The 13,044-nt window shown below is 72.7% G+C and carries 10 protein-coding genes; 8 read left to right on the forward strand and 2 right to left on the reverse strand.

Going from position 1 to position 13,044, the window contains the following annotated elements; all coding sequences use genetic code 11:
* Positions 1-4: 4 nt before the first annotated feature.
* Positions 5-331, reverse strand: a complete 327-nt coding sequence (locus B100_RS0106655; protein ID WP_024883661.1) for a TraR/DksA family transcriptional regulator — start codon at positions 329-331, stop codon at positions 5-7.
* A gap of 273 nt (positions 332-604) precedes the next feature.
* Between B100_RS0106655 and B100_RS0106660 the strand changes: the two genes are divergently transcribed.
* From B100_RS0106660 to secD, 4 genes are all read left to right on the forward strand, one after another.
* A complete protein-coding gene (locus B100_RS0106660; RefSeq protein WP_024883662.1) occupies positions 605-1,582 on the forward strand; it encodes a sensor histidine kinase in 978 nt (325 codons plus the stop codon).
* On the forward strand, positions 1,579-2,262 hold the full coding sequence (locus B100_RS0106665) for a response regulator (RefSeq protein ID WP_024883663.1): 684 nt from the start codon (positions 1,579-1,581) through the stop codon (positions 2,260-2,262). Before B100_RS0106660 ends, B100_RS0106665 begins: the two co-directional genes overlap by 4 nt.
* A complete protein-coding gene (locus B100_RS36920; protein ID WP_024883664.1) occupies positions 2,259-2,690 on the forward strand; it encodes a hypothetical protein in 432 nt (143 codons plus the stop codon). The genes B100_RS0106665 and B100_RS36920 overlap by 4 nt, the downstream gene beginning before the upstream one ends.
* A 63-nt stretch (positions 2,691-2,753) precedes the next feature.
* On the forward strand, positions 2,754-5,036 hold the full coding sequence (gene secD, locus B100_RS0106675; protein ID WP_024883665.1) for a protein translocase subunit SecD: 2,283 nt from the start codon (positions 2,754-2,756) through the stop codon (positions 5,034-5,036).
* A gap of 155 nt (positions 5,037-5,191) precedes the next feature.
* Here the strand turns inward: secD and B100_RS0106680 are convergent, their stop codons facing one another.
* Positions 5,192-7,081 carry an ABC transporter ATP-binding protein gene (locus B100_RS0106680; RefSeq protein WP_024883666.1) on the reverse strand — a complete coding sequence of 630 codons (1,890 nt, stop codon included), beginning with the start codon at positions 7,079-7,081 and terminating at the stop codon, positions 5,192-5,194.
* A gap of 141 nt (positions 7,082-7,222) precedes the next feature.
* On the opposite strand from B100_RS0106680, the gene B100_RS0106685 reads away from it, so the two are divergent.
* The 4 genes from B100_RS0106685 (at position 7,223) to B100_RS0106700 (ending at position 12,852) form a co-directional block, all read left to right on the forward strand.
* Positions 7,223-8,152 (forward strand): lysylphosphatidylglycerol synthase domain-containing protein, encoded by a 930-nt coding sequence (locus B100_RS0106685; protein WP_037722472.1) that lies wholly within the window; start codon positions 7,223-7,225, stop codon positions 8,150-8,152.
* Between the two features lie 166 nt (positions 8,153-8,318).
* On the forward strand, positions 8,319-9,083 hold the full coding sequence (locus B100_RS0106690) for a crotonase/enoyl-CoA hydratase family protein (protein WP_024883668.1): 765 nt from the start codon (positions 8,319-8,321) through the stop codon (positions 9,081-9,083).
* Between the two features lie 190 nt (positions 9,084-9,273).
* Positions 9,274-10,371 (forward strand): mechanosensitive ion channel family protein, encoded by a 1,098-nt coding sequence (locus tag B100_RS0106695; RefSeq protein WP_024883669.1) that lies wholly within the window; start codon positions 9,274-9,276, stop codon positions 10,369-10,371.
* 261 nt (positions 10,372-10,632) lie between these two features.
* A complete protein-coding gene (locus B100_RS0106700; RefSeq protein ID WP_024883670.1) occupies positions 10,633-12,852 on the forward strand; it encodes an NADP-dependent isocitrate dehydrogenase in 2,220 nt (739 codons plus the stop codon).
* Positions 12,853-13,044: the final 192 nt, after the last annotated feature.

A 13,044-nucleotide genomic window follows, 5' to 3' on the forward strand; every position in this document is an offset into this window, starting at 1 on the left:
GGCCCTAGGCCGCGCGGCGCTGGCAGGCGACGCAGTACCGGGTGTGCGGCAGGATCTCCAGCCGCTCCGGCGGTACGGGCTTGGAGCAGCCCAGGCAGTCGCCGTAGGTGCCGGCGTCGACGCGGGCGAAGGCCTCGTCGATCTCCGTGAGGACCCGCTTGATGGCGTCCTTCTGGTTGGACATCAGGTGGTCGCCCGGGCTGTCCCCGCCTTCGTCCAGCGCCTTGAGCTGCGCGAGCCTGGTACTCCGGGCGTGCTCCAGACGCCGGCGGACCTCCTCCGCGGCGGGGTTCGCGGTGCGGGGTTCGGTGCGGGGCAGGTCGAGCGACACGGGTTTCCTCCTGGGGAGACGTACGGGATGACGCTTCCACCATGGCCGCTCGCGCCGCCCGCGCCCATCGGGCGTGGGACCCATCTGTGCCGGGTCCGACGACCCACCCCGGGCGGCATGGGTCCGGCGGACGACGGGAAATGGGGCGCGGGGCCCATCGACCGGGCCGGGGTGCCCGGGGCAGGCTGGCCGGTGTCCGCCGGGACCAGGGGGTCGCTGCCGCATCAGGGGCCGCGGTGACCGACAGTAGAGGCAGACGAGAAAGAGGAAGGCGTGACCTCCGTGTCCCTGTACTGGCGGATCTTCGGGCTCAACGCCGTGGTGCTCGGCAGCGCCACGGCCCTGTTGCTGTGGGCTCCGGTGACCGTGTCCGTGCCGGTGCTGCTGACGGAGGCGGTGATCCTCGTCGGCGGTCTGGTCGTGATGCTGGTGGCCAACGCGGCGCTGCTGCGCATCGGGCTGGCCCCGCTGGACCGGGTGACCCGGCTGATGACCACCGTCGACCTGCTCCGTCCCGGCCAGCGTCTTCCCGTGCGCGGGGGCGGTGAGGTGGCGGAGCTGGTGAGCACCTTCAACGCGATGCTGGAGCGCCTGGAGGGGGAGCGGGTGGCGAGCAGTGCCCGCGCCATCCTCGCCCAGGAGGGTGAGCGGCGCCGTATCGCCCAGGAACTGCACGACGAGGTCGGGCAGAGCATGACGGCCGTGCTGCTGGCCCTGAAGCGGGCCGCCGACGAGGCGGAGGAACCGCTGCGCGGCGAGTTGCAGCAGGCGCAGGAGATCACCCGCGGCAGCCTGGACGAGGTACGCCGGCTGGTGCGCCGGCTGCGCCCCGGCGTGCTGGACGACCTCGGTCTGGTGAGCGCGGTGACGTCGCTGAACACGGAGTTCTCCACCCACACCGGGCTGCGTGTGGTGCGCCGCTTCGACCCGGATCTGCCCTCCCTCGACCACGAGACGGAACTGGTGATCTACCGGGTGGCGCAGGAGAGCCTGACCAACGCCGCCCGGCACGCCGAGGCGCGGCGGGTGGAGGTCGCGCTGCGCGGCACCGACCGGGGGGTGGTGCTGGAGGTGGCCGACGACGGGCGCGGCATCGGGGCCGCGCGGGAGGGTGCGGGTCTTCGCGGAATGCGTGAACGCGCCCTGCTGATCGGGGCCACGCTGGACATCTGGAGCCCGGACGAGGTCTCCCGAACAGGAACCGGTACCCGAATCCGGCTGACCGTGCCCGCCGTCAGGAAGCAGTCATGAACGACCAGGACATCCGTGCCGACCGCCCCGCGGACACGATCCGCATCCTCCTCGCCGACGACCACGCGCTGGTACGGCGCGGGGTCCGGCTGATTCTCGACCGGGAGCCCGACCTGGAGGTGGTCGCCGAGGCCGGTGACGGGGCCGAGGCGATCGCCATGGCCCGCACCCACGACGTCGACCTCGCGGTGCTGGACATCGCCATGCCGCGGCTGACCGGTCTGCAGGCGGCGCGGGAGCTGACCGCGTTGAAACCGGGGCTGCGCATCCTGATGCTGACGATGCACGACAACGAGCAGTACCTGTTCCAGGCGTTGAAGGCGGGGGCGGGCGGTTATGTGCTGAAGTCCGTCGCCGACCGTGACCTGGTCGCCGCCTGCCGGGCGGCGATGCGGGACGAGCCGTTCCTGTACCCGGGTGCGGTGACCGCGCTGATCCGCAACTACCTGGACCGGGTGCGGCACGGCGAGGAGGCGCCCGAGCAGCTGCTCACCCCGCGCGAGGAGGAGGTGCTGAAGCTGGTCGCCGAGGGCCACTCCTCCAAGGAGATCGCGGAGCTGCTGTTCATCAGCGTCAAGACGGTCCAGCGGCACCGGGAGAACCTGCTGCACAAGCTCGGTCTCCGGGACCGTCTGGAGCTGACGCGTTACGCCATTCGCGCGGGACTCGTCGAACCTTGACCGCCCACGCCCCGGGCCGTAGCGCCCGCCTTCCGCTCCGAGCCGCCGCGGCCGTCCTGGCCGCCTTCGCGGCCGTTCTGCTGACCCTCGGTTTCACCCCCGGCACGGCCCCCGCCTCGGCCGTCACCGCTCCCCCGGCGGCCTCCGCCTACTTCCCGGCGTCCCCCGGCACTCCGACGTACTCCTCGGGCACCCAGCCGCACAGCGACGAGGCGTACGTCGCCGCCCGGACCGTGCTGACCCGTCCGGAACGGGACGACGGCGAGCGGACCCTGTTCGCCGGACCGCTGCTGTTCACGCCCGCGCACACGCCGCAGGTCCCGCCCCGGCCGGCGCGTCCCGCGCCCTCGGCCGGGCACGCGCCGCCCGCCGCCGCGCACGTACCGGCGGATCTGGGGCGGGCCCCGCCCGCCGCCTCCAGCGCCTGAGCCGTCCCCTTCCCACCTTCCGCGTGCCCGCCGACGGGCACGTGTGCCTTGCTGGAGGCATCTGTGAAACGTCCCGCCCGCGTCAGGGCGTTGTTCGCGCTTGCCGTGATCGCCGTGTCCGTGTTCGTCGCCGTCACCGTCCCGGTCCGTCTGGGACTGGATCTGCGCGGCGGCACCCAGATCGTGCTGGAGACCCGTTCGACCGAGACGCTGGAGGCCGACTCCGAGGCCACCGACCGCACCCTGGAGGTGCTGCGCGGCCGGGTCGACGCGCTGGGTGTCGCCGAGCCCGGCATCGTCCGCTCCGGTGACAACCGGATCATCGTGGAGCTGCCGGGGGTGCAGGACCCGCGGCAGGCCGCCGACGTCCTTGGCCGCACCGCGCAGCTCTCCGTCCACCCCGTCCTCGGCCCCGGCACCACGGACAGCCGGGCGCTGCCGAAGGGTGAGCGCGTGCTGCCCGACGAGGCGGGCGAGCGGCTGCGTCTGGGCGGGGCCGCGCTCAGCGGCCAGGACGTGAAGAGCGCCGAGGCCCGCTTCGACCCGCAGAGCGGGGCCGGCTGGCACGTCACCGTCGACTTCGCGGACGGCAAGGGCTGGGCGCGGCTGACCGGTGAGGCCGCCTGCCATCCGGCGGGCGACCCGCAGCGACGGGTGGCCATCGTCCTCGACAACAAGATCATCTCGTCGCCGCAGGTCGATCCGTCGGTGGCCTGCGGTGCGGGCATCACCGGGGGGTCGACGCAGATCACCGGTTCCTTCACCAGCGACGAGGCGAAGGAACTCGCGCTCCTCGTGCACGGCGGTGCCCTGCCGGTGCCGGTGGAGACGGTGGAGCAGCGGACGGTCGGCCCGACGCTGGGCGCCGAGGCCATCCGGGCCAGCGCCTGGGCGGCTGTCGTCGGCACCGCGTTGACGGCGCTGTTCGTCATCGTCGTCTACCGCCTCATGGGCCTGCTCGCCGTCGTGGCCCTGCTCTGCTACGGCCTGATCTCGTACGCCGGCCTGGCCGCGCTCGGCGCGACCCTGACCCTGCCCGGTCTCGCCGGTTTCGTGCTGGCCATCGGCATGGCGGTGGACGCCAACGTGCTGGTCTTCGAACGCGCCCGGGAGGAGTACGCCAAACGCAACCGGCCCAGCGGCCGCTCGGCCCTGACCGCCGGTTTCAAGGGCGCGTTCAGCGCGATCGCGGACTCCAACGTGACCACCCTGATCGCGGCCGGGCTGCTGTTCGTGCTCGCCTCCGGCCCGGTGAAGGGCTTCGGCGTCACGCTGGGCATCGGTGTGCTGGCGTCCGTGATCAGCGCCCTGGTGATCACCCGGGTGCTCGCGGAGTTCGCGGTGGCGCGCCGCTGGGTGCACCGGCGTCCCGGTGTCACGGGACTGGCGTCGGTCGGCCGGGTCCGCGCCTTCCTCACCCGCCGCGACCCGCAGCTGATGCGCCGCCCGCGCCGCTGGCTGGCGGTGTCGGCCCTGGTGCTGGCCGTCGCCGCCGCGGGCATCTTCGTGCGCGGGCTGAACTTCGGTGTGGAGTTCACCGGCGGCCGGCTGATCGAGTACTCCACCGAGCAGACAGTCGACCCGGACCGGGCCCGCGCCGCCCTCGCCGACGCCGGCTTCCCGCAGGCCGTCGTGCAGTCCTCCGGTGACAGCGGTCTGACGGTGCGGACCGAGGAGCTGACCAACGAGGAGGCGGTCAAGGTGGCCGAGACCGTCGCCGAGGTCGGCGGCGGGGCGGAGAAGGTCCGCGACGAGCTGATCGGCCCGAGCCTCGGCGACGAACTGCGGCGCAACGCGCTGATCGCGCTCGGCCTCGCCCTCCTCGCCCAGCTGCTGTACCTCGCGGTGCGGTTCCGGTGGATGTTCGGCACGGGCGCGGTGGCCGCGCTGGCGCACGACGTGGTGATCCTCACCGGCGTCTTCGCCTGGCTGGGCAAGCCGATCGACGGCGTGTTCCTGGCGGCGCTGCTCACCGTGATCGGCTACTCGGTGAATGACTCCGTGGTGGTGTTCGACCGCATCCGGGAGCTGTGGCGCAAGGACGCCAAGGCCCCGCTCGCGCAGGTCACCAACCAGGCGATCCTGCAGACGGTGCCGCGTACCGTGAACACGGGAATCGGCGTGATCTTCATCCTGGCGGCGCTCGCGCTGCTGGGCGGTGACTCGCTCACCGACTTCGCGCTGGCCCTGCTGATCGGCATGCTCGTCGGCACGTACTCGTCGGTCCTGACCGCCTCCCCCCTGGCCATCGAGCTGGACGCCCGCACGGGCGGCGGAAAGCGGTCCCGAGGAGCCGCCCCCCGCAAGCCGACCCCCCGAACGGAGCGCACGAAGACCGAGGTGTGACACGAAGGGGGTGCAGGCGGCCGACGCCGCCTGCACCCCCTAGCGGCGCCGGGAACTGCGCGAACGCCCCCATCCGCCCGCACGTGCCCGGCAAGGCAAGCCCGGACAGGGGCGCGGGGAACTGCGCTACCAGCCCCCACGCACCCGCACCGGCCTCACGCGCTCACCCCCGCCCCCACCCCCTCCTCCTCCTCGAACTGCGTCCGGTACAACTCCGCATACCGCCCACTCGCGACCAGCAACTCCTCATGCGTCCCGCGCTCGACCACGCACCCGCTCTCGACCACGAGAATCAGATCGGCGGCCCGCACAGTCGACAGACGGTGCGCGATCACCAGCGCCGTCCTTCCCTCCAGCGCCTCCCCCAGTGCCTCCTGCACGGCCGCCTCCGAGGTGTTGTCGAGGTGGGCCGTCGCCTCGTCCAGGACGACCACCCGCTGCCGCGCAAGCAGCAGCCGCGCGATCGTCATGCGCTGCCGCTCACCGCCGGAGAGCCGGTAGCCCCGCTCCCCGACCACCGTGTCGAGCCCGTCGGGCAGCGCCCGCACCAGCGTGTCGAGGCGCGCCCGCCGCAACGCGTCCCACAGCTCCGCCTCGTCCGCGCCCGGCCGGGCCAGCAACAGGTTGGCGCGGACGGTCTCGTGGAAGAGGTGACCGTCCTGGGTCACCATCCCGACCGTGTCCCGCAGCGACGCCGCGCTCAGGTCGCGGACGTCGGCGCCGCCCACCCGCACCGCGCCCGAGTCGACGTCGTACAGCCGGGGCAGCAGGGCCGCGACGGTCGACTTGCCGGCGCCGGAGGAGCCGACGAGGGCGACGGTCTGTCCGGGTTCGGCGCGGAAGGAGATGCCGTGCAGCACCTCCTCACCGCCGCGTGTGTCGAGGGTGGCGACCTCCTCCAGGGAGGCCAGGGACACCTTGTCGGCCGACGGATAGCCGAAACGGACGTCGTCGAACTCCACCGCGACGGGACCCTCGGGGACCTCGCGCGCGTCGGGCCGCTCCTTGATGAGGGGTTCGAGGTCCAGCACCTCGAAGACCCGCTCGAAACTGACCAGCGCGCTCATCACCTCCACCCGCGCCCCGGCCAGCGAGGTCAGCGGCGCGTACAGCCGGGTCAGCAGCAGTGCCAGCGCCACCACCGCGCCCGCGTCGAGGGCGCCGGACAGGGCGAGCCGGCCGCCGAGACCGTAGACCAGGGCGAGGGCGAGGGCGGAGACGAGGGTGAGCGCGGTGATGAACACCGTCTGGGCGGTGGCCGTACGCACGCCGATGTCCCGCACCCGGCGGGCGCGTTCCAGGAACTCCTCGGACTCCTCCTCGGGCCGCCCGAACAGCTTCACCAGGGTGGCGCCGGGAGCGGAGAACCGCTCCGTCATCCGCGTCCCCATGGCCGCGTTGAGGGCGGCGGCCTCGCGCTGGAGTCCGGCCATACGGCGGCCCATGCGGCGGGCCGGGATCACGAACACCGGCAGCAGCACGAGCGACAGCAGGGTGATCTGCCAGGACAGGGTCAGCATCACGCCGAGGGTGAGCACCAGGGTGACCATGTTGCCGACGACCGTCGACAGGGTGGTGCTGAACGCCCGCTGGGCGCCGATCACGTCGTTGTTGAGACGGGAGACGAGCGCTCCCGTACGGGTGCGTGTGAAGAACGCCACCGGCATCCGCTGCACATGGTCGAAGACCGCCGTCCGCAGCCCCAGGATGAGGTCCTCCCCGAGGGCCGCCGACAGCCTCCGCCCCAGTACGCCGAGGACCGCCTCCACCGCCGCGATCAGGGCGATGAGCAGCGCCAGTCGCACCACCGTGGCCGGATCCCCGTCCGACACGACGGTGTTCACGACCCGCCCGGCGAGGACGGGGGTGGCGACGGCGAGTGCCGCGGTCGCCGTGCCGAGCAGCACGAACAGAACCAGCCGGCGGCGGTGCGGCCGGGCGAAGGCGCCGATCCGGCGCAGGGTGTCCCGGGTGACGGGGCGATGCCCCTCCTCGGCGGTCATGACGCTGCGCAGTTGTGCCCACGCGGTGGTCTCCATGCTCATGGACGTGACGGTATGACCTCAAGCATGATTGAGGTCAAGGAGACGGCCGTCCCGCCGGCCCGGCGCGCGAACGGGGGTCTTCGCCGTGCGTCCGGCCTGTCGCAACCCGCCGTTCGCGCGGACCGGTCATCCTCGGGGGCCATGACGGTGACGATCCGCCGTGTGTTGTGCGTACTGCCGCTGCTGCTCGTGACCGTGGTCGCGGTGCGGCAGCGGGCGGTGCTGTCCGAGGGGTTCGGGCTGCTGACGACGGCGCACTGGCCCTGGCTGATGGCCGCGGCCGGCCTGACGTGCCTGACGTGGGTGGCCGCCGCGTGCACCCGGCAGGGCGCGGTCCTCGAACGACTCCCCGGGCGGCGGCTGTTGGCGACCCAGTTCGCGGCGGGCGCGGCGAACCACCTGCTGCCCACAGGTCTGGGCGCGAGCGCGGTCAACCTGCGCTTCATGGCCGTGTGCGGCCTCAGCCCGGCCCGGTCCTCGGCCGCGCTGGCGCTGTATCTGCTGGCGGAGTGCGTCGGACGGGTGGGCTTGTTGGGCGCCCTGCTCGTGGTGTTCCCGGACGCCCTGCCGTTCGGCTCGCTGCTGCCGGACGAGGTTCCGGTCGGGGCGTTCCTCGCGGCGGGCGCGGTGCTGGCCGTCGTGGTGGGCGCGCTGGCCTCCGTGCGGCGGGTGCGGGCGGTGGTGGGCGGGTTCCTGCGGACGGCGCTGGGCGAGGCGCGGTCGGTGCACGCCCGGCCGGCGCGGGCGCTCGCGCTGTGGGGCGGGGCGCTGGCCTTCCCGGCGCTGCAGGCGGGCGTACTGGTGCTGGTGGCGCGGGCGTTCGGGCTGTCGGTGCCGGCCGCGCACCTGGCGGTGGCGTACCTGGCGGCGACGGTGGCGGTGGCCCTGGTGCCCACCCCGGGCGGGATCGGCTCGGTGGAGGCGGCGCTGGTCGTGGCGCTGGTGGCGGTCGGCGGAGCCGCCGCGGTGGCCACGGCGGTGGTCCTGGTCTTCCGGCTCATCACGGTATGGCTGCCCCTGCTGCCGGGCGCGGTGACACTGGCGGCACTGGTGCGGCTGAAGGTGATCTGACGCCGCGCGGACCGACAGTGCGTCTCGCGTGGACGGGCGGTGTGTCCGCCGCGTGGACGGGCGGGCGACCCGGCGGGCTCGTCGGCCGGGTGTCCGGCGTGCGGGCGGATCATCCCGCGCCCGGGGCGGGTAACGTCCCGGTCCCAGCCACGGAAGGGACCCTGCCATGCCCGTACGGATCGAACGCCGGGGAGCCGTCACCACGGTCGTGCTGTCCCGCCCAGAGGCGCGCAACGCGGTGGACGGACCCACGGCCGCCGAACTCACCGACGCCTTCAGGGTGTTCGAGGCGGATGACGAAGCGCGGGTGGCGGTGCTGTGGGGCGAGGGCGGCACGTTCTGCGCGGGCGCCGACCTGAAGGCGCTGGGCACGGAGCGCGCCAACCGGGTGGCCGAGGACGGTGACGGGCCGATGGGGCCGACCCGGATGCGGCTGTCGAAGCCGGTGATCGCCGCGGTGTCCGGGCACGCCGTGGCGGGCGGTCTCGAGCTGGCGCTCTGGTGCGACCTGCGGGTGGCCGAGGAGGACGCCGTCTTCGGCGTGTACTGCCGCCGTTGGGGCGTGCCGCTGATCGACGGCGGCACCGTCCGGCTGCCCCGTCTGATCGGCACGAGCAGGGCCATGGACATGATCCTCACCGGGCGTCCGGTGGCCGCGGCCGAGGCGTACGCGATGGGGCTGGCCAACCGGGTGGTGCCGACCGGGCGGGCCCGCGCCGAGGCGGAGGAACTGGCAGCCGGCCTGGCCCGGTTCCCCCAGGCGTGCCTGCGGTCCGACCGCGCCTCGGTGCTGGAGCAGGAAGGGCTCGGCGAGCAGGCCGCGCTCGCCGTCGAACTGCGGCACGGCGCCGGTGTGTTGGCGGAGAGCATGGAGGGCGCGGCCCGGTTCGCGTCGGGGGCCGGCCGGCACGGCTCGTTCGGCGACCTGTGAGACCGGCCGTGGTACGAACCGCCTCTCGGGATACGGCAGGATGAGCGACGGTGCCCCCGCAGGTCGCAGCGGGTGCGGCGCCAGTGGATCCCGTATACCTCGAGCAGGTGACTCACGTGACACGACTTCACATACGGCCCTCGGCCCAGCAGACCCGGCCGCCGGCCCAAGGGTGCGCGGGGGGTGAGCGGTGACCCGCTCCCTCACCGTGGACGATCTGGTGCACGCCGGAATCGCCCTCGCCGCCGGTGTCCTGGCGGCGTTCCTGCTCCGGATGCTGCTGCGCTGGCTGGCGCGGCACGCCGAGCGCACCGCCTGGCGCGGTGACGACGTCCTGGTGGACGCGCTGCGCATGGTCGCGCCGTGGGCCGCCGTCGCGGGCGGTGCGGCTTCCGCGGCGGCGGCGCTGCCGCTGACCCGGGCCGTGCAGCACACGGTCAACCAGGTGCTGACTCTGACGGTGATCTTCGTCGCGACCGTGGCGGCCGCCCGGGTGGTGGCGGACCTGGTGCGCTCGGTCACCCAGTCGCGGTCCGGCGTGGCCGGGTCGGCGACGATCTTCGTGAACATCACCCGGATCCTGGTCCTCGCCATCGGCTTCCTGATCGGGCTGCAGACGCTGGGCATCTCCATCGCCCCGCTGCTCACCGCCCTGGGTGTCGGCGGGCTGGCGGTCGCGCTGGCGCTGCAGGACACGCTCGCGAACCTCTTCGCGGGCATCCACATCCTCGCCTCGAAGACCGTGCAGCCCGGTGACTACATCCGGCTGAGCAGCGGCGAGGAGGGCTACGTCGAGGACATCAACTGGCGTCAGACGACCGTCCGCGAACTGTCCAACAACCTGGTGGTCGTGCCCAACGGCCAGCTCGCCAAGTCCAACATGACCAACTTCATGCGGCCCCAGCAGCAGCTGACGATCCTGGTGCAGGTCGGGGTGTCGTACGACAGCGACCTGGAGCATGTGGAGCAGGTGACCAAGGAGGTCGTCGCCGACGTGATGACCGAGATCACCGGTGCCGTGCCGGAGCACGAGCCGGCGGTGCGTTTCCACACCTTCGGCGACTCGCGCATCGGGTTCACCGTGATCCTGGGCGTGGCGGAGTTCAGCGACCAGTACCGGATCAAGCACGAGTTCATCAAGCGGCTGCACCGGCGCTACCGCGAGGAGGGCATCCGGATTCCGTCCCCTGCCCGGACGGTCGCCCTTCAGCAGGGCACGGTGCTGATTCCGTCCCAGCGGGACGCGTCGGCGACGGCGGACGACATGATCACCGGCCGGCCGGTCTGACGGTCGGCGCCGGGCCGCGGCAGCCGCGGGGCTCTGCGGCCCGGCGCACCCGCCTGCGGCGGTTTCGGGGCTCCGCCCCGGACCCCGTTCGCGCGGTTCCCCGCGCCCCTGTGGGGCTCTCCCGGCGCGCCACCCTCCCCCTCGCGGCCGCGCCCCGGTGGGGCGCTCCTCGGGAACTCGGCGTGGACCCCTGTCGAGCCTGGGGCCGTCACAAGATATCTTGATGTCGAGCAATGTTGCAGACGTGGAGCGGAGCACCCGGTGACTGACTCGACCATCATCTATACGCACACTGACGAGGCCCCGGCCCTGGCGACGTATTCCTTCCTGCCGGTGGTCCGGGCGTACGCCTCGCAGGCGGGCGTCCCCGTGGAGACGCGGGACATCTCGCTGGCCGGACGCATCATCGCCGTGTTCCCGGAGCACCTCACCGAGGACCAGCGCATCCCGGACGCCCTCGCCGAGCTCGGTGAGCTGGCGAAGACCCCCGCGGCCAACATCATCAAGCTGCCCAACATCTCGGCCTCGATCCCGCAGCTCAAGGCCGCGATCGCCGAGCTGCAGGGCCAGGGCTACGCGCTGCCGGACTACCCTGACGACCCGAAGACCGACGAGGAGCGCGAGATCCGCGCCCGGTACGACAGGATCAAGGGTTCCGCCGTGAACCCGGTCCTGCGTGAGGGCAACTCCGACCGCCGCGCCCCCGCCTCGGTCAAGAACTACGCGAAGTCCCACCCGCACCGCATGGGCGCCTGGACCGCCGAGTCCAAGACCAACGTCGCCACGATGGGCCAGGACGACTTCCGCTCCACCGAGAAGTCGGCCGTCATCGCCGAGGACGGCGCGCTGCGCATCGAGCTCAAGGGCGACGACGGCTCCACCACCGTGCTGCGCGAGTCGGTGCCCGTGCTCAAGGGCGAGGTCGTCGACGCCTCCGTGATGCGCGTCGCCGCGCTGCGCGAGTTCCTGACCGCGCAGGTCGCCCGCGCCAAGCAGGAGGGTGTGCTGTTCTCCGTGCACCTGAAGGCCACGATGATGAAGGTCTCCGACCCGATCGTCTTCGGTCACGTGGTGCGCGCCTTCTTCCCGAAGACGTTCGCCCAGTACGGCGACAAGCTGGCCGCGGCCGGCCTCACCCCGAACGACGGCCTCGGCGGCATCTACAAGGGCCTGGAGAACCTGCCCGAGGGTGCCGCGATCAAGGCGTCCTTCGACGCGGAGCTCGCCGAGGGCCCGGAGCTGGCGATGGTCGACTCCGACAAGGGCATCACCAACCTGCACGTCCCCTCGGACGTCATCGTGGACGCCTCCATGCCGGCCATGATCCGCACCTCCGGTCACATGTGGGGCCCCGACGGCCAGGAGGCCGACACCCTCGCGGTGCTCCCGGACTCCAGCTACGCCGGCGTCTACCAGGCCGTGATCGACGACTGCCGCGCCAACGGCGCCTACGACCCGTCCACCATGGGCTCGGTCCCGAACGTCGGTCTGATGGCACAGAAGGCCGAGGAGTACGGCAGCCACGACAAGACCTTCGAGATCCCCACCACGGGCACCGTCCGTCTGGTCGACAGTAACGGCGACGTGGTCATCGAGCAGGCCGTCTCCGCCGGTGACATCTTCCGCGCCTGCCAGACCAAGGACGCCCCGATCCGCGACTGGGTGAAGCTGGCCGTCACCCGCGCCCGCGCCACCGGCGCCCCGGCCGTCTTCTGGCTGGACGAGACCCGCGCGCACGACGCCAACCTGATCGCCAAGGTCAAGGAGTACCTGCCGGAGCACGACACCGAGGGCCTGGACATCCGGATCCTCAACCCGGTCGAGGCGACCAAGCTGTCGGTGGAGCGCATCCGCCGCGGTGAGGACACCATCTCGGTCACCGGCAACGTGCTGCGCGACTACCTGACCGACCTGTTCCCGATCCTGGAGCTGGGCACCAGCGCCAAGATGCTGTCGGTGGTCCCGCTGATGGCGGGCGGCGGCCTGTTCGAGACCGGTGCGGGCGGCTCGGCGCCGAAGCACGTGCAGCAGCTGGTCAAGGAGAACTACCTGCGCTGGGACTCCCTCGGTGAGTTCTTCGCGCTGGTGCCGTCGCTGGAGCAGTACGCCGAGGTCACGGGCAACACCCGCGCCAAGGTCCTCGCCGACGCCCTCGACCGCGCCACGGCGACCTTCCTCAACGAGGACAAGTCCCCGACCCGTCGCGTCGGCGGCATCGACAACCGCGGCAGCCACTTCTACCTGTCCCTGTACTGGGCCCAGGAGCTGGCCGCGCAGACCGAGGACGCGGACCTCGCGAAGGCCTTCGCCCCGCTCGCCGAGACCCTCTCCGCCAACGAGGCGAAGATCGTCGAGGAGTTGAACGCCGTCCAGGGCAACCCGGCCGAGATCGGCGGCTACTTCCAGCCCGACCCGGCCAAGGCCGCCGCGGTGATGCGTCCGTCCGCCACGTGGAACGAGGCGCTGGCGTCCCTCAGCTGACCCGCACGCCCCTGTGCTCCGCCCCGGCCGGCGACCCGCCCGGCCGGGGCGCAGCCGTGTCCGGGGGCCGACGGAACGGATGCTATGTCCGGGGCCGACGGTTCCTCGGAGTCCGGCTCCCGAGGCTCCGGCTCCCCGCGGTCGGCTTCCCCGGGCGGTCGCTCGGGGGCGTTGTCAGTGGCGTGTGGCACC

Source organism: Streptomyces sp. CNH189 (assembly GCF_000527195.1).